This is a genomic window from Streptomyces sp. NBC_00162, from assembly GCF_024611995.1.
Taxonomy (GTDB): domain Bacteria; phylum Actinomycetota; class Actinomycetes; order Streptomycetales; family Streptomycetaceae; genus Streptomyces.
The window spans coordinates 3,411,298-3,429,144 of the sequence record NZ_CP102509.1 but is presented as its reverse complement, the minus strand read 5'-3'; the positions used below and the strand labels follow the sequence as shown (position 1 = coordinate 3,429,144).

At 74.4% G+C, this 17,847-nt stretch carries 10 protein-coding genes; 8 read left to right on the top strand and 2 right to left on the bottom strand.

Going from position 1 to position 17,847, the window contains the following annotated elements; genetic code table 11:
* The first annotated feature begins 90 nt into the window (after positions 1 to 90).
* The 5 genes from pelF to moeZ all read left to right on the top strand — a co-directional run bounded on the left by pelF (position 91) and on the right by moeZ (position 5,625).
* Positions 91 to 1,683: a GT4 family glycosyltransferase PelF gene (gene pelF, locus JIW86_RS15685; RefSeq protein WP_257559331.1), complete on the top strand. Its 1,593-nt coding sequence runs from the start codon at positions 91 to 93 to the stop codon at positions 1,681 to 1,683.
* Positions 1,680 to 2,627: a hypothetical protein gene (locus tag JIW86_RS41440; RefSeq protein WP_263862064.1), complete on the top strand. Its 948-nt coding sequence runs from the start codon at positions 1,680 to 1,682 to the stop codon at positions 2,625 to 2,627. The genes pelF and JIW86_RS41440 overlap by 4 nt, the downstream gene beginning before the upstream one ends.
* Positions 2,624 to 3,631 (top strand): NAD-dependent epimerase/dehydratase, encoded by a 1,008-nt coding sequence (locus JIW86_RS15675; RefSeq protein WP_215148202.1) that lies wholly within the window; start codon positions 2,624 to 2,626, stop codon positions 3,629 to 3,631. The genes JIW86_RS41440 and JIW86_RS15675 overlap by 4 nt, the downstream gene beginning before the upstream one ends.
* Positions 3,619 to 4,383 carry a spherulation-specific family 4 protein gene (locus JIW86_RS15670; protein ID WP_257554292.1) on the top strand — a complete coding sequence of 255 codons (765 nt, stop codon included), beginning with the start codon at positions 3,619 to 3,621 and terminating at the stop codon, positions 4,381 to 4,383. Before JIW86_RS15675 ends, JIW86_RS15670 begins: the two co-directional genes overlap by 13 nt.
* Positions 4,384 to 4,446: 63 nt before the next feature.
* Entirely contained in the window at positions 4,447 to 5,625 is a 1,179-nt protein-coding gene (moeZ, locus tag JIW86_RS15665; RefSeq protein WP_215148206.1) for an adenylyltransferase/sulfurtransferase MoeZ, read from the top strand.
* A 53-nt stretch (positions 5,626 to 5,678) separates the two neighbouring features.
* Here moeZ and JIW86_RS15660 read toward each other — a convergent pair whose 3' ends face one another.
* The gene (locus JIW86_RS15660) at positions 5,679 to 7,274 is read right to left on the bottom strand and encodes an alpha/beta hydrolase (RefSeq protein WP_257554291.1); all 1,596 of its coding nucleotides are present in this window, start codon (positions 7,272 to 7,274) and stop codon (positions 5,679 to 5,681) included.
* 281 nt (positions 7,275 to 7,555) lie between these two features.
* The gene (locus JIW86_RS15655; RefSeq protein WP_257554290.1) at positions 7,556 to 10,294 is read right to left on the bottom strand and encodes a lysylphosphatidylglycerol synthase transmembrane domain-containing protein; all 2,739 of its coding nucleotides are present in this window, start codon (positions 10,292 to 10,294) and stop codon (positions 7,556 to 7,558) included.
* Positions 10,295 to 10,404: 110 nt separating this feature from the next.
* On the opposite strand from JIW86_RS15655, the gene JIW86_RS15650 reads away from it, so the two are divergent.
* The 3 genes from JIW86_RS15650 (at position 10,405) to JIW86_RS15640 (ending at position 17,840) form a co-directional block, all read left to right on the top strand.
* Positions 10,405 to 10,752: an MGMT family protein gene (locus JIW86_RS15650; RefSeq protein WP_251065262.1), complete on the top strand. Its 348-nt coding sequence runs from the start codon at positions 10,405 to 10,407 to the stop codon at positions 10,750 to 10,752.
* A 237-nt stretch (positions 10,753 to 10,989) separates the two neighbouring features.
* Complete coding sequence (locus JIW86_RS15645; RefSeq protein ID WP_257559330.1) at positions 10,990 to 14,319, top strand: ATP-dependent helicase; 3,330 nt, start codon at positions 10,990 to 10,992, stop codon at positions 14,317 to 14,319.
* Between the two features lie 35 nt (positions 14,320 to 14,354).
* Positions 14,355 to 17,840, top strand: a complete 3,486-nt coding sequence (locus JIW86_RS15640) for an ATP-dependent DNA helicase (RefSeq protein WP_257554288.1) — start codon at positions 14,355 to 14,357, stop codon at positions 17,838 to 17,840.
* The last annotated feature ends 7 nt before the right edge of the window (positions 17,841 to 17,847 follow it).

Sequence of the window (17,847 nt, the reverse complement as noted above, 5' to 3'; positions counted from 1 at the left end):
CGCGCCTTCGGCACATCCGCTTGAGTTCTTCCGCGGCGGGTCGCCGGACCGACGGCGACCGCCTGAAACGGGAGATCGGGGGTGCCACTCGTGCGGGTCGGACTGCTCACGGAAGGTGGTTATCCGTATGCCACGGGAGAGGCGAGGCTGTGGTGCGACCGGCTCGTGCGCGGGCTCCCGCAGCACGAGTTCGAGCTCTACGCACTGAGCCGAAGCGCCGAGCAGGAACGCGCGAGGGTCCAGCTGCCCGAGCACGTCACCCGGGTCCGCACCGCCCCCCTCTGGGCCCCGGCCGACGACGGGCGGACGTACTCCCGGCGCGAGCGCCGGCGGTTCGCCGACTGCTTCCGGGAACTGGTCCACGGGATCTGCGCGGGCGAGGCCCCCGCCTTCGAGGCCGGGCTCTACGGGCTCGCCGCACTCGCCCGCGAACAGGGCGGCCTGTACGCGGCGCTGCGCTCCGAGTCCGCCGTACGGGCCGTGGAGTCCGCCTGCCGGGCGCCGGGCGCCGGGCGCGCCGTACAGACGGCGCAGGTGCCGGACCTGCTGGAGTTCGTGGACGAACTGGAGCGGATGCTGCGGCCGTTGTCCCTCGACTGGTACGAGGAGCCCGGCAGCCTCGGCGCGGTCGACGTCTGCCACGCGGCGGCGGGCGGGGTCGCGGCGCTCCCCGGGCTGCTGGCCAAACGCTTCTTCGGAGTCCCGCTGCTGGTCACCGAGTACGGGGTCCAGCTGCGGGCCCACTACCTCGAGCAGAGCCGGGAGGGCCGCCCCGCCCTGCGGGCCCTGCTCGCGGCCTTCCACATCCGGCTGGCCGGCGAGATCTACGCCCGGGCCGACCTGCTGACCCCCGGGAACGCGCACGCCCGCCGCTGGCAGGAGCGGTGCGGAGCCCCCCGGGACAAGCTGCGGACGGTCTACCCGGGGATGGAGGCGGACCGATTCGCCACCGTCGGGGAGTCCGTGGACGGCGGGGACCCCGACACCCTCGTGTGGGTCGGCCGGATAGAGCCCGCCAAGGACCTCATCGCCCTGCTGCACGCCTTCGCGGAGGTCCGCAAGGCCGCCCCGCAGACCCGCCTGCGCATCTTCGCCACGGCCGCGGCACCCGGCTACCTCGCCGACTGCCGGTCCCTGGCCGCCCAGCTCTTCCCCGACGAGGCCGCCGACGCCGTCACCGTCGGGGAGAACCCGGTCACCTTCGAGGAGATCGGCGGACCCGAGGCGCCCACCCCGGCCGAGGCCTACGGCGCCGGGCGCGTCGTCGTCCTGTCCTCCGTGATCGAGGGCTTCCCGGTCACCCTGGCCGAGGCGATGCTCTGCGGCCGGGCCACCGTCTCCACCGACGTCGGCGCGGTCCGCGAGGTCATCGGTGGCACCGGGCTCGTCGTCCCGCCGCGCAACCCCCGGGCGCTGGCCGACGCCTGCCTGTCGCTGCTGCGCGACCCGGAACGGGCGCACCGGCTCGGTGCGGCCGCCCGGGCCCGGGCCCTGGAGCTGTTCACCGTCGAGCAGAACGTGGCCGCCTTCCAGGAGATCTACCTGCGGCTGCTCGCCGCCGGATCCGCCCGGCCGGACGGGGAGGTCCCCTTCGCCACGCCCCCGGAAGCCCGCGTGCCGGGGCACTGGACCAGCCCGACGTGGGCCGCCGCCCCCACCCCCACCTCGGAGGCAGCCGTATGACCGTCGACGAAGCCGCCCCCGCGACTCCCCGCCGGCGACCCGGCGGGGACCCCGTCAAGGCACTGCTGCACCGCCACCGCGAGCTCTGCGAACGGGCCGTGGACCCGCTGGAGATCGCCGCCGGTCTGGAGGCCCACGGGATCACCGACCGTACGGCCACGCGCTTTCGGCACCGGGACGTCTTCTCGCTCGCCGAGGAGCTGTACGCCCGCACCCCGCACGGGGAGGTGCCCGCCGCCGCGCTCAGCCGCGGGCCGGCCGGGCCGTCGGCGCTCCGGGGCTTCGGCTGCGCGCTGCTGCCCGGGGCCCTCGCCATCGGGGTCGGCGCCGCCGCGCCGGCCTGGGCCGGGCCCGCCGCCGTGGCCGCTGCCGTCGCCGCGCTGGTGTGGCCCGGGCGGGCCGCCGGCGGGCGGTTCCCCTTCGCCGTGCACCTGCTCGCCGCGGCCGTCGCCGGCTGGGCCGCGCACCGGCACGGCACCGCCCTCGCCCTCGGCCTCGCCCTGGCCGTCGCCCCCGGCCACCTGGTCGCCGCGGCCTTCGCTGCCCGGGCCCGGGCCCGGCTCGCCGGGAGCCGCGCCCTGGAGGAGTTCGCGGACCGGGTCCGGCCGCTGCTCCTCGCCGCCGTCGCGGTGTTCGCGGCGGCCGCCGCCGGGGCGGCCGCGCTCGCCGGAGCCCCGCTCACCGCGGCGGTACCGCTCGCCCTCCTGCTGTTCCTGACGAGGCTGCTGCTCCGGCACGGGGCCCACCGCGGACCCGTCGCCGCGGCCCTGGCGCTCGCCCTCGTCCCCGTCCCGGCAGCGGCCTCCGCCGCCGCGGTGGGACTCCTCGTACACGCGGTCCTCGCCCTGTCCCGCGCATCCGCCCATGCGCGGCCCCATCCACCCACCCGCAAGGAGAAACAGAAGATGACCGGCCAGCCAACCAACCAAGGGGCCACGCGATGAGGGTGCTGCTGATCGGAGCCAACGGATACCTCGGCCGCTACGTCGCCGACCGGCTGCTCGCCGACCCGGCCGTCCAGCTCACCGCGCTCGGCCGCGGCGACGACGCCGACGTCCGGTTCGACCTCGCCACCGGCAGCCCCGGCGCGCTGACCCGCTTCCTCGACGCCGTCCACCCGGGCGTCGTGGTCAACTGCGCCGGCGCCACCCGCGGCGGAGCCCGCGAGCTCACCCGGCACAACACCGTCGCCGTCGCCACCATCTGCGAATCGCTGCGCCGCAGCGGCTGCGGGGCCCGCCTCGTCCAGCTCGGCTGCGCCGCCGAGTACGGGCCCAGCCAGCCCGGATCGTCCACGGCCGAGGACGCCGTGCCGAGACCCGGCGGGCCGTACGGCGTCAGCAAACTGGCCGCCACCGAGCTGGTGCTGGGCTCCGGGCTGGACGCCGTCGTGCTCCGGGTCTTCTCGCCCGTCGGCCCCGGCACCCCCGCCGGATCCCCGCTCGGCCGCCTCGCCGAGGCCATGCGGCGCGCGATGCAGTCCGGGGACGGGGAGCTCAAGCTCAGCGGGCTCGGCGTGCAGCGCGACTTCGTGGACGTTCGGGACGTGGCGCGGGCCGTGCACGCCGCCTCCCTCTCGGCCGCCCAGGGTGTGGTCAACATCGGCACCGGCCGTGCGGTCAGGCTGCGCGACGCGGCCGCCGTCCTGGCCCGGGTCGCCGGGTACGGGGGCGCCCTGCACGAGCTGGACGTCCCGCACGGCGGGCCGCAGCAGCACGGGCACCCCGGCCGGCCGGCCGGTCTCGCCGCCATCGGGTCCCCCCGCTCCGAGGCGACCGCCGAGCAGCTCGCCGCCGCGGCCCCGCAGCCGTACCCGTACCCCGACGGGTGCGGGGCCTGGCAGCAGGCGGATGTCCGCACCGCCCGCGACCGGCTCGGCTGGCGGCCGCGGATCAACCTGGAGGAGTCCCTGGCGGACATCTGGATGGAGGCGGCGTGCCGCATCTGACCACCCCGCCAGGGGCCACGACGGCCGCCCCGACCGAGGCCGGGCGCCTCGGCCTCGGCGTCCCCGGTTACGCGCACCCGCTGCTCGCCCCCGTCGAGTGGGCCGAGCTGACCCGCCCCGGCACCCCGCTGCACTGGGCCGTGCTCAACGTCACCGACGGACCGGGCGGGCGGCCCGACCCGCACTGCACGGAGGCGGCCGCGAAGCTCCGCGGCGCGGGCGGTACCGGTCCCCGGCTCCTGGGCCATCTCGCCATGCGTGACGGCCGGCGGTCCTTCGGGGAGCTGATCTCCGACGCCCACCGCTTCCGCGACTGGTACGGGGTGGACGGCTTCTACCTCGCCGGCGCCCCGTCGGACAAGGCCGAACTCGCCCCCGTGCGCCGGGTCGCGGACACCCTGCGCGGCCTCGGCGAGGACGTGCGGATCGTGCTCGGGCACGGCACCCACCCCTACGAGGGCTACGTGGAGGCCGCCGACCAGCTGGTGACCTTCTCCGGGGCCTGGGCCGACTACCGCTGGTCGCAGGTCGCGGAGTGGACCGCCGACCATCCGGCGGAGCGGTTCTGCCACCTCGTCCACGGGGTGCCGCGCACGCACCTGGAGGAGGCCGTGCGGATCGCCCGCTGGCAGGGAGCGGGCACCATCTGGTTCACCGACCGGCGCGGGGCGGGCGACCGCGACCCGTGGGCCTCGATGCCCGCGTACTGGGACGAAATCGTCTCGCGGATCGGGACGGGTGTCTTGGAATGAAGACGGGCGTGGCAGTGTTACGGGGAGAACCACCGTTAAGACGTCACCATCTACGGAGTCCCCGTGTCGCTGCCACCCCTGGTCGAGCCAGCTGCTGAGCTCACCGTTGACGAGGTTCGTCGGTACTCCCGCCACCTGATCATCCCGGATGTGGGGATGGACGGCCAGAAGCGCCTGAAGAACGCCAAGGTGCTGGCCGTGGGCGCGGGCGGTCTCGGTTCGCCTGCCCTCATGTACCTGGCCGCGGCCGGCGTCGGCACGCTGGGCATCGTGGAGTTCGACGAGGTCGACGAGTCGAACCTGCAGCGCCAGATCATCCACAGCCAGGCGGACATCGGCCGTTCCAAGGCCGCGTCGGCCCGCGACAGCGTGCTGGGCATCAACCCGTACGTGAACGTGGTCCTCCACGAAGAGCGGCTCGAAGCCGAGAACGTGATGGAGATCTTCAGCCAGTACGACCTCATCGTCGACGGCACGGACAACTTCGCCACGCGCTACCTGGTCAACGACGCCTGCGTGCTGCTGAACAAGCCGTACGTGTGGGGCTCGATCTACCGCTTCGACGGCCAGGCCTCGGTCTTCTGGTCCGAGCACGGCCCGTGCTACCGCTGCCTCTACCCGGAGCCCCCGCCGCCGGGCATGGTCCCGAGCTGCGCCGAGGGCGGCGTGCTGGGCGTGCTCTGCGCGTCCATCGGGTCCATCCAGGTCAACGAGGCGATCAAGCTCCTCGCGGGCATCGGCGAGCCGCTGGTCGGCCGCCTGATGATCTACGACGCCCTGGAGATGCAGTACCGCCAGGTCAAGGTCCGCAAGGACCCCGACTGCGCGGTCTGCGGTCCGAACCCGACCGTCACCGAGCTCATCGACTACGAGGCCTTCTGCGGCGTCGTGTCGGAGGAGGCCCAGGAGGCGGCCGCCGGCTCGACGATCACTCCCAAGCAGCTCAAGGAGTGGATCGACGACGGCGAGAACATCGAGATCATCGACGTCCGCGAGATCAACGAGTACGAGATCGTCTCGATCCCCGGCGCGAAGCTGATCCCCAAGGGCGAGTTCCTGATGGGCACGGCCCTCCAGGACCTGCCGCAGGACAAGCGCATCGTCTTGCACTGCAAGACGGGTGTCCGCAGTGCGGAAGTCCTCGCGGTCCTGAAGTCCGCGGGCTTCTCGGACGCGGTCCACGTCGGCGGCGGCGTGATCGGCTGGGTCCACCAGATCGAGCCGGACAAGCCGATCTACTAGCAGTCACCCCGGAGGGGCCGTACCGCCTGCGCGCGGTGCGGCCCCTCCGGCGTTCAGGCGCCCTGGGGCGGCTCCGGCCCGACGGGCGTCCCCGTGGGGTCCGCGGTCGCGGTGCAGACGGTGCCCGCCTTCGGCGCCTTCCCGTCCAGGAGGTACGTGTTGACGGCCTGCTGCACGCACGGGTCGCCGCTGTTGTACGCGCCGTGCCCCTCGCCCTTGTAGGTGAGCTCCACGCCGACGCCGGGCCCGAGCTGCTCCACCATGCGGCGGGCGCCCTCGTACGGGGTGGCCGGGTCGCCGGTGTTGCCGATCACCAGGATCGGGGCGGCTCCCGGGGCGGACACGTCCGGGGTCTCCCAGGCGCCCGCGACCGGCCAGTCGGTGCAGCTCATCATCGCCCAGCCGAGGAAGTCACCGAAGACGGGCGAGGCCGAACGGAACGTCGCCAGCTTGGCCTTGGTCTCCGCCAAGGTGTAACGGACCTTCGAGTCGACACAGTTGATGGCGGTGTTCGCCGCGCCGATGTTGCTGTAATGCCCCTGCTGGTCGCGGCCGTTGAGGGCGTCGGAGAGGGCGAGCAGCAGCTGGCCCTGGCCGCCTTCCGCCTCGTCGAGGCCCTGCTCCAGCAGCGGCCACAGCTCCTTGGAGTACAGGGCCTGCGCGATGCCGTTGGTCGCCTGGCTCTCGGTGAGCGGCCGGTCGCCGATGCCCGCGATGGGCTTGGCGGAGAGGTCCTTCTGGAGCTTGATGATGTTGGCTTCGATCTCCTTGGCGGTGCTGCCCTGGAGCCGGCACTCGTCCCCGCGGTCCACGCAGTCCTGCGCGAAGTTGCCGAGGGCGAGCTGGAAGCCCTTCGCCTGGCCGAGCGCGCTCTCTTCGGAGGTCTTGGTCGGGTCCACGACGGCGTCGAAGACGGCCCGCCCGACGCTCTTCGGGAAGAGGTGGGCGTAGACCCCGCCGAGCTCGGTCCCGTAGGAGATGCCGAAGTAGTTCAGCTTCTCGTCGCCGAGGGCCTGGCGGATGCGGTCCAGGTCGCGGGCGGCGTTCGAGGTGCCGACGTGGGGCAGGAGCGCGGCGGACTTCTGCCGGCAGGCCTGCTGGTAGTCCCGGATGTTCCGGACGAAGGCCTGCTCCTCCTGCGGGGTGTCGGGGCTGGAGTCCTCGGCGTAGTAGGCGTCCAGCTGCTTGTCGCCCTCGCAGCGGACGGGGACGCTGCGACCCACCCCGCGGGGGTCGAAGCTGACCAGGTCGTACCGGGCGCGCAGGGCCTCGTACTCCTTGGCGGCGCCGGGGAGGGTGGTGATGCCGGAGCCGCCGGGGCCGCCGAAGTTGAAGACGAGGGAGCCGATGCGGTTCTTCTGGTCGCGGGCCTTGGCACGGATCAGGGCGAGCGGGATGGTCTCGCCCTCGGGCTTCGCGTAGTCGAGGGGGACGTCGAGGGTGGCGCACTGCCAGTCCTTGGGCGGGGCCTGTCCGCCGCCCTCCAGGGGGGTGGGGGCCGGGCACTCGCCCCACTTGAGGGGCTTGGCCTCCTTGGTGCCGTCGGCCTTCGTCTTCTTCCCGTCGCCGTCGTCGGAGCAGCCGCCGGTGGCGAACAGGGCGGCGGCCAGTGCGGCGGCGGATGTGACCCGCCAGGCGTTTCTCGGCATGCCCCCATCCTCTGCGGCCTCGGCCACCCCCGCCCCCGCGCTGACCCGAACGGGTCCCTCCCCGGCCCCCCCGCACCGAGCCGGAGGCTAGGCCCTGTCCGGGCGATCTTCGCGGGCCCGCGTGGCCTGGCACGGCACCTCGCCGCGTTGTCGCATCGCGCGAGTACGGCCAAGTACGAGCTGCGATGTCCCCCAGCTACCGCTGGGAGGTGCCCCCACCGCCTTGCGATGCACCGCACCAGACCACGCGGGCTGACCCACGAAGATCGCCCGGACAGGACCTAGATGGATTCCTTGCGGGTCAGGAAGTTGAACGAGATCCACCCCGGCAGCACCGGCAGCCAGAACGTCATCAGCCGGAACAACAGCACCGCCGAGATCGCGACCTCCTTCTCCAGGCCGGCCGCGATCAGACCCAGGGTCAGCGTGGTCTCCACCGCGCCCATACCGCCCGGCGTCGGCGCCGCCGACCCCAGCGCGTTGCCCGCGAGGAACACCACCGCGATGCTCGCGTAGCTGATGGCCTGGCCGCCCCCGAACGCCCGGATCGACGCGTCCAGGCACATCACGAAGCAGCCCGTCAGCAGCAGCATCCCGCCGATGCCGGTCACCAGCTTCTGCGGCCGCTGGAGCACGTCCAGCATGCGCGGCACGACCCCGGCGAACAGCGCCCGTACCCGCGTCGCGACGAACTTCCGCATGAACGGGACCGCCGTCACCACCAGCACCAGCACCGCCACCGTCAGCAGACCCGCGATGACCGTCCGGGACGGGGTCATCTCCGGGGTCTTCTCCGTCCCCGTCAGATAGCCGAAGGACAGCAGCAGCAGGATGTGGCTGGCCAGTCCGAACAGCTGCGAGGCGCCCACGCTCGCGACCGCGAGCCCCGGCCGGACCCCCGCCCGCTGGAGGAACCGCGTGTTCAGCGCGACACCGCCCACCGCCGCCGGAGCCACCAGCTTCACGAAGGACCCGGCCACCTGCGCGACCACGGTCCGCAGGAACGGCACCCGCTCGGGCACGAAGCCCAGCAGGCTCATCGCCGCCGCGAAGTAGCTCAGCGCCGAGAAGGCCAGCGCCGCCCCGACCCAGCCCCACTGCGCCTGGCCGACGATGGTCGCGAAGTCCACGTGGGCGAGCTGCGTCAGCAGGAAGTACGCGCCGAAGGCGCCCGCGATGAACGACACCAGGGTGCGCGGCCGGATCCGCTCCAGCCGGGCCGGCTCCACCGGGGCCTGCGGGCGGATCAGCAGCACCTGCTGGCGGATCTGGCTCAGCAGGTCCTCCTCCCGCGCCCCGTCCAGCGCGTTGTCCAGCGCCTTCTTCTCCGCCTTGCGGTCCGCGGCGGGGCTGGTGGCCGCGGCGTCGGCCTCGCGCGCCGCCTTCGCCGCCCGCGAGGATTCCAGTACGGCCTCCCGCTGCCGCTCCGCCCGCTCCCGGGCCAGCTTGCGCAGCGTGGCCCGCGTGGAGCGGCTCAGCGCGATCGGCTGGAGCAGCGGCAGGCAGTCCGCCACCGCGTCCGGGCCGAGCACCGACACCGCAGAGGCCACCGCCCGCTCCGCGCCGACCCGCAGGCCGAGCGTGGTCAGCAGCTGGGCGATGTCCATCCGGAGCACCAGGTCGCCCGCCGCGATCTCACCGCCGCGCAGGTCGGTGAGGATGACGTTGCCGGAACGATCCACCACGAGGGCGTCCCCGGTCAGCCGCCGGTGCGCGATCCGCCTCGACTGCAGGGCCCGTACCTGCTCCCAGGCGTTGAGGCTCAGCTCGTCGGTGATCTCCTCGTCGGGCAGGGAGTCCAGGGTCCGGCCGCCCAGGTGCTCGTACACGAGCATCACGGCGTCCGGGCCGAGCTCGGAGGTGGCGATCAGCCTCGGCGCGTTCGCCCCGGCCGCGATGGCGGCGTACGCGAGCAGCGCCTCCTGCTCCAGCGCCTGGCGCAGCGACTGCAGGCTGCGCCCGGTGGTGATGCCGCGCAGTGTGAGCCGGCGCCAGACCCGGTAGAAGAAGCCCTGGGCCTGCTGCTCCCGGTCCACGACCGTGACGTCGAGCGGCGGGCCGTCCTCCAGGGTCACGTGGTAGCGGCGGCCCCGGTCGCTCACCTCGGAGGCCTCGGGGCCTTCGGGGACCTCGGCGCGCATCGCACTGACCGGCCGGAAGCCGACCCGGCGCAGTCCCGCGAGGAGGGTCTGCCCGGTGGGGCGCACATTCGGCGAGCCGACGGCGTACAGCGTCCCGTAGGCGACGCTCCAGCCGATCAGCACGGTGAGGATGATCGAGAAGGGTGTGGTGTAGCCGCTGACCAGCATCGTGAACGCGTCCATGAGCAGGACCACCCACAGCGCCACGCGCCAGCGCGGCCGGCGGGTCATCCCCACGGCCGTCATGTACGCGATCACGGGCGCGAGGTAGCCGTGCACCGGATCGGTCAGGGCCCCGCCGGCCCCGGCGGAACGGGTCAGGGCGTCCTGGATGGTGTCCGGGGCGGCCTGCGAGACCCACAGGTCGGTGGCGAGGGTGACCCCGTGCGCGAGGACGGCCGCGAGCACGCCGTCGGCGATGCGCAGGCCGTCGCGTTTGATCAGCCGCTCGATGGCGAAGGCGACGGGGAGCAGCAGCACCGCGATGCTCGACACCAGCGCGGCGACCTTGATCAACAGGTCGGGCGCCTGGCCGGTGCCCTTGTTGATGTCCTCCTCCAGGCCGACGGTGGTGCCGTGGGCGAAGGCGGCGATGGCGAGGACGACGGCGATGCCGAGGACGCCGACGAGCAGGCGTACGAGGTCGGACGGGCGGTGCACGCGGGCGGCGAGCAGCGGTTCGTCGACCTCGACCCGGTCGGCGGCGGTGGGGGCGTGCCCGTGCGGGCCCGCCGGCTCGTCGTCGCCGTCGGGCCGGGGTCTGGGCCGGGGGGTGGTGCCGTCGTCTGGGCGCGCGTCGTCGTCAGCCGACGCGCCGTCCGGAGGGCTCACACCCTGCTCCTTAGTCGTCACTTCCGTCTCTTCTTGATCACGTATCACCAGTCACCGCCCGCAAGATGGTGGCACGGACCGACCTTCGAGCGGGGCATCAGGGTGCGCGCCGGTACGGAACCTTGTCTTCCGGCGCCGGCCCGCCATCGTGCTGCACCATGGGCCGGATGAGCGAGGAGCTGCCCGCGTACGCGGAGCACGTGCTGGAGCTGGTCGAGCGTATTCCGCCCGGCCGGGTGATGACGTACGGAGACGTCGCCGAGTGGCTCGGCGACGGTGGACCGCGCCAAGTCGGGCGCGTCATGGCCCTGTACGGGGGAGCGGTGCCCTGGTGGCGCGTGGTGCGGGCGGACGGCGTACCACTGCCCGGCAGCGAGCGCCGAGCCCTGGAGCACTACCGCGCCGAGGCCACCCCGCTGCGCCTGACGGCGGGCGGCGAGCAGCGGCTCGACATGCGCCGGGCACGCTGGGACGGCGACGGGGACCGCGACGAGGCTCACACCTGACAGCTTCGGCCATGCGCGGCCCGCGCGGGCGGTCGGGCGTCCGTGCGAAGGCCCGTCCGGGGGACGGAGAGGAACTACGCGGGGCAGGCCGGTTGCCGTAGCGTTGCCTCTTCCGCTCCGGCCGCCGCCGTCGCGGCGGCACCCGAAGACCCACCAGGACCGGCAGCTCACGTGATCACCTCTCCTTCCGACCGCACCGAACGGCGGCGTACGCGGACTCCTGACGCGTACCGCCTCGTGCGTACCGGGCCGGAACGGGTGGACCCCCCTGTCCTGGACGCAGCGCAGCGCGCGGTGGTTGACCACACCGGCGGACCACTGCTGGTCCTGGCCGGACCGGGCACCGGGAAGACGACCACGCTGGTCGAGGCCGTCACCGCCCGAGTGGAAGCGGGCACGGACCCCGCCCGGATCCTCATCCTCACCTTCAGCCGCAAGGCGGCCGTGGAACTGCGCGACCGGGCCGCCCTGCGCCTCGGCGGCGCGCGGGCTCCGCAGGCGACCACCTTCCACTCCTTCTGCTACGGGCTCGTCCGCGCCCACCAGGACACCGACCTCTTCGCCGATCCGCTGCGGCTGCTGTCCGGCCCGGAGCAGGACGTGATGGTCCGCACCCTCCTGGAGGGCCAGCGCCGGATCCGCTCCATCCGCTGGCCGGACGACCTGCGGGCCGCGCTGACCACGCGCGGGTTCGCGGACGAGGTCCGCGCCGTGCTCGCCCGCGCGCGCGAGCTGGGGCTGGGCCCGTCCGCGCTCGACTCCTTCGCGACCCGCATCGGCCGCCCGGACTGGAAGGCGGCCGCGGCCTTCCTCTCCGAGTACCTGGACGTCCTGGACCTGCAGGGCACGCTGGACTACGCGGAACTCCTGCACCGCGCGGTCCTCCTGGCGGAGGGCACCCCCGCCCTGTCCTCCTCCTACGACGCGATCTTCGTGGACGAGTACCAGGACACGGACGCCTCCCAGCTGCGGCTGCTGCGGGCGCTGAGCGGCCCCGGCGGCACGCTGGTGGCCTTCGGCGACCCCGACCAGTCGATCTACGCCTTCCGCGGCGCCGACATCAACAACGTCCTGGACTTCGAGTCGGCCTTCCCGGGCGCGGCGGTCAAGGCGCTGACGGTGGGCCGCCGCTCGGGCGCGGCCATCCTCGCGGCGACCCGCCTCCTCACGACCCGCATGCCGCTGCCCCGGCTTCCCGCGGCCGCGGTACGGGCGCACCGAGCCCTCCATGCCACCAGGGAGGGCGGCCGGGTGGAGGTGTACACCTACCCCACGGCCGGTGCGGAGCTGGACAACATCGCCGACATCCTGCGCAGGGCCCACCTGGAGGACGGCGTGCCCTGGCAGGACATGGCCGTACTGGTCCGCGCGGGCGGCCGCACCCTCCCGGCGATGCGGCGCGCCCTGATCACGGCGGGCGTCCCCGTCGAAACGGACGGCGCGGACACCCCCCTCCGCCACGAACCGGCCGTAGCCCCCCTCCTGACAGCCCTCCGCGCCACAGCCACGGCCGCCGCCGCCCTCCCCCCGTCCACCCCGGACACACCACCCGCACCCGGCTCCACCGACGTGCGCGAGCCTGCTCGCGACTCCGGGGCGGGTGGGCTGGGATCATCCCCCGGTCCGCAGGACCAGCCCGCCGCAGGCGAGCCGGACCCGGGGCCCGGCCCCGAGAACCCCGCCGACCCCGCCGGAGGTATCGGCGTCGAGGCCGCCCTCGCCCTGCTCACCTCCCCGCTCGGCGGAATGGACGCCGCCGATCTGCGCCGCCTCGGCCGCGCCCTCCGCGACGAGGAGCGCGCCGCAGGCGTCAAGGTGCCCGCACCCTCCGACGTCCTGCTCGCCCGCGCCCTCGCCGAGCCGGAACGGCTCACCGCGCACGACCCCGCCTACGCCCGCGGAGCGCAGCGCCTCGGCCTGCTCCTGCGCAAGGCCCGCGAGCTCCTCCAGGGCGGCGGCACCGCCGAAGAGGCCCTGTGGACCCTCTGGGACGGCACCCCCTGGCCCCAGCGGCTGGAGCGCAGCGCCCGCCGCGGCGGCGCGGCCGGCCGCAACGCCGACCGCGACCTCGACGCCGTCTGCGCCCTCTTCGACACCGCGGCCCGCGCCGAGGAACGCACCGGCGGCCGCGGCGCCCTCAACTTCCTCGAACAACTGGAGGCGGAGGACATCGCCGCCGACACGTTGACGACCCGCGCCACCCGCCCCGACGCGGTCCGGCTGATGACCGCCCACCGCTCCAAGGGCCTGGAGTGGTCCCTGGTCGTCGTGGCCGGCGTACAGGAGGGCCTCTGGCCCGACCTCCGCCGCCGCGGCTCCCTCCTCGAGGCCGACCGCATCGGCCGCGACGGCCTCGCCGAGCCCCTCACCCCCGGCGCGCTCCTCGCGGAGGAGCGCCGCCTCTTCTACGTCGCCGCCACCCGCGCCCGCGACCGCCTCGTCGTCACCGCCGTCAAGGCCCCGGCCGAGGACGGCGACCAGCCCTCCCGCTTCCTGACCGAGCTCGGCGTCATCCCGAAGGACGTCACCGGCCGCCCCCGCCGCCCGCTCGCCGTCCCGGCCCTCGTCGCCGAGCTGCGCGCCACCACCGTCGACCCCGACGCCTCGCCCGCCCTGCGCGACGCGGCCGCCCGACGCCTCGCCCGCCTCGCCGCGCTCACCGACGACGAGGACCGCCCGCTGGTCCCCGCCGCCCACCCGCAGCGCTGGTGGGGGCTGTACGAGCCCACCCGCAGCAGCGTCCCGCTGCGCGACCGGGACCGGCCCGTCGCCCTCTCCGGCAGCGCCCTGGACCAGCTCGCCAACAGCTGCTCGCTCCAGTGGTTCCTCGGCCGCGAGGTGAAGGCCGACGCCCCCTCCACCGCCGCCCAGGGGTTCGGCAACGTCGTCCACGTCCTCGCCGACGAGGTCGCCTCCGGCCGCACCCCCGCCGACCTGGCCGTCCTCATGGAACGCCTCGACTCCGTCTGGGACGGCCTCGCCTTCGACGCGCCCTGGAAATCGGCCCAGGAGAAGGAGAACGCCCGCGCCGCCCTCGAGCGCTTCCTGCGCTGGCACGCCACCGACCGCGGGGGCCGGGCGGCCGTGGCCACGGAGCACGAGTTCGACGTCACACTCGAAGCGGGCGACCACACCGTCCGGATCCGCGGCTCCATGGACCGCGTCGAATCGGACCCGCAGGGGCGCGCGTACGTCGTCGACTTCAAGACCGGCAAGGCCGCGCCCACCAAGGACGAGGTCGCGCGCCACCCCCAGCTCGCCGTTTACCAGCTCGCCGTGCGCGAAGGCGCCGTCGACGAGGTCTTCGACGGCCTGCGCCCCGCATCCGGCGGCGCCGAACTCGTCCAGCTGCGCCAGGGCGCGCCCAAGAAGGAGGGCGGTGACGAGGTCCCCAAGGTCCAGGGACAGCAGCCGCTCGACGGCGAGTGGGTCGGCGACCTGCTCGCCACCGCCGCCGGCCGGGTCCTGGACGAGCGCTTCGCACCCGCCGCGGGCAAGCACTGCGACCACTGCTCCTTCCGCAGCTCGTGCAGCGCCCGCCCGGAAGGCCGCCAGACGGTCGAGTAGCGGGGACTGTCCGTGGGGGCGGCTAGCCTCTTAACGTGTCCGCGCGTCCGTCCGTCCTCACCGACCCCGAGCAGCTCAAAGAGCTCCTCGGCATCCCCTTCACGCCCGAACAGCTGGCCTGCGTCACCGCACCGCCCGCCCCCCAGGTGATCGTCGCGGGCGCCGGATCCGGCAAGACCACCGTCATGGCCGCCCGCGTGGTCTGGCTGGTGGGCACCGGCGCGGTCGCCCCCGAGCAGGTCCTCGGCCTGACCTTCACCAACAAGGCCGCCGGGGAGCTGTCCGAGCGCGTACGCACGGCCCTCGCGCGGGCCGGCATCACCGACCCGGACCCTTCGCCCGCCGAGGCCGACGCGGCCGGCGGCGAGCCGCGCATCTCGACGTACCACGCCTTCGCCGGGCAGCTCCTCAAGGACCACGGCCTGCGCATCGGCCTGGAGCCCAGCTCCCGCCTCCTCGCCGACGCGACCCGCTTCCAGCTCGCCGCCAAGGTGCTGCGCGAGGCCCCCGGCCCCTACCCCTCGCTCACCAAGTCCCTGCCCGACCTGGTCAGCGACCTGCTCGCGCTCGACGCGGAGCTCTCCGAGCACCTGGTCGAGCCGGAGCGCCTGCGTACGTACGACACCGGGCTGCTGAGTGAGCTCGCCGACGCCAAGCTCACCAACGAGGACCTCCGCAAGGTCCCCGAGGCCGTGCGCGGCCGCCTCGAGCTCCTGGAGCTCGTCGCCCGCTACCGCGCCGCCAAACGCTCCCGCGACCTCTTCGACTTCAGCGACCAGATAGCCCTCTCCGCGCAGCTCGCCACCACCCGGCCCGAGGTCGGGGCGCTGCTGCGCGAGGAGTTCCGGGTGGTCCTGCTCGACGAGTACCAGGACACCTCCGTCGCGCAGCGGCTGCTGCTGTCCGGGCTGTTCGGTGCAGGCACCGGCCACGCGGTGACCGCCGTCGGCGACCCCTGCCAGGCCATCTACGGCTGGCGCGGCGCCTCCGTGGCCAACCTCGACGACTTCCCCGAGCACTTCCCGCACGCCGACGGCACCCCCGCCACCCGCCTCTCGCTCAGCGAGAACAGGCGCAGCGGCGGCCGCCTGCTCGACCTGGCCAACGGGCTCGCCGAGCCGCTGCGCGCCATGCACGAGGGGGTGGAGGCGCTGCGCCCGGCGCCCGGCGCCGAGCGCGCGGGCTTCGTACGGTGCGCGCTGCTGGAGACCCACGCCGAGGAGCTGGAGTGGCTCGGGGACTCCGTCGCGCACCTGGTCCGCACCGGGACGGAGCCGGGCGAGATCGCCGTCCTGTGCCGGTCCGCCGCGGACTTCGCGCGGATCCAGGCCGTCCTGGTGGCCCGGGACGTGCCGGTGGAGGTCGTCGGACTCTCCGGGCTCCTGCACCTGCCGGAGGTCGCGGACCTCGTCGCCGTCTGCGAGGTCCTCCAGGACCCGGGCGCCAACGCCTCCCTCGTCCGGCTGCTCATCGGCCCGCGCTGGCGGATCGGCGCGCGCGACCTGGCCCTGCTGGGCCGCCGTGCGCGACTGCTCGTGGGGCGGTCGCCGTCCGACACGGAGGCGGACCCGGACGAACGGCTCGCGGCGGCCGTCGAGGGCGTGGACCCGGCGGAGATCGTGTCGCTGGCCGACGCGCTGGAGACGTTCCTGGACGGGGCGGGCCAGTCCGATGACGGCCTTCCGTTCTCCGCCGAGGCCCGGGTCCGCTTCGCGCACCTCGCGCAGGAGCTGCGCGACCTGCGGCGGTCCCTCGCCGACCCGCTGATGGACGTCCTGCACCGGGTCCTGGCCGCGACCGGCCTGGAGGTGGAACTGTCCGCGTCCCCGCACGCGCTGGCGGCCCGCCGGCGCGAGACGCTGTCGAACTTCATGGACGTGGCCGCGGGCTTCGCCGCCCTGGACGGCGAGGCGACCCTCCTGGCCTTCCTCGCCTTCCTGCGCACGGCGGCCCAGTACGAGAAGGGCCTGGACCACGCCCTGCCGGGCGGGGAGAACACGGTGAAGGTGCTCACCGCCCACAAGTCCAAGGGCCTGGAGTGGGACGTGGTCGTCGTCCCCGACCTGTGTGCCGGATCCTTCCCGAAGGAGAAGGCGCCGGAGTCCTGGACCTCGTACGCGAAGGTGCTGCCGTACGCCCTGCGCGGCGACGCGCCCACCCTGCCGGGGGACCCGGCCTGGACCTCGGCCGGGCTGAAGTCCTTCAAGACGGCCCTGAAGGACCACAAGTCCGTGGAGGAACTCCGCCTCGGCTACGTGACCTTCACCCGCCCGCGCTCCCTCCTGCTGGCCTCGGGCCACTGGTGGGGCCCGACCCAGAAGAAGCGCCGCGGCCCCTCCGCCTTCCTGACCGCGCTGTACGAGCACTGCGCGGCCGGGTTCGGCGAGATCGAGGCCTGGGCGGACGAGCCCGCCCCGGACGCGGAGAACCCGGCCCTGTCCGCCGAATCCACCCGGGACCAGTCCTGGCCGCTGCCCCTGGACCCGGACTCCCTGACCCTCCGCCGCTCGGCGGCGGCCCTGGTGGAGTCCTACCTCGCCTCCCCGGCCCCGCCGGAGGAGGACTCCTACCTCTGGCCCCCGGACTGCGAGGACCCGTCGTACGAGGACGAACCGTGGCCTGACGACGAGGCCTGGCCGGAGGACGACCTCTGGGCCCCCGAGGCGACGGGCCCCGATCCAACGGCCCCCGAGGCGCCCACCCCCGCGCCGGAGCCGGACGCCGACGACCCCTGGGACGGCGAGGCCTGGGCCGCGGCCCCCACCCCCGCCGGGCGGCAGGCGGCGGCAGGCCCGAACCCCCTCACCCCCGAGGACGCGAGGGCCGTCGCCTCCTGGGACCGGGACCTCGACGCCCTGGAGGGCGAGCTCCGCCGTGCCCGCGCAGCCGTCCGCGACGTGGAACTCCCGGCCGCCCTCTCGGCCAGCCAGCTGCTCCGGCTCGCCGCCGACGAACAGGGCTTCGCCCGCGACCTCGCCCGCCCCATGCCCACGCCCCCGCAGCCCGCCGCCCGCCAGGGCACCCGCTTCCACGCCTGGGTCGAGTCCCGCTTCGACGAGCTCCCGCTCCCGCTGCTCGACGTGCTCGACCCCGCCACCGAGCTGCCCGGATCTGACCAGGAGGTCGCCGACGAGGCCGACCTCGACTCCCTCAAGGCCGCCTTCGAGCGGAGCGAATACGCGGACCGGCCACCCCACCGCATGGAGGCCCCGGTCCAGCTCACCCTCGCGGGCCGTGTCATCCGTGGCCGGATCGATGCCGTCTACCGCACGGACACCGGCTACGAGATCGTCGACTGGAAGACCGGCCGCACCACCGAGGCCGATCCCCTCCAGCTCGCCGTCTACCGCCTGGCCTGGGCGGAAGCCACCGGCACCCCGCTCGACCAGGTCACCGCGGCCTTTCTCCACGTTCGCAGCGGCCGCGTGATCCGCCCCCGCAACCTCCCCGACCGGGCCCGCCTTGAGCGGATCCTCCAAGGCAAATCGGACACCGGCGGTGACCATCAGGCGGACAGCTAGGCTCGGG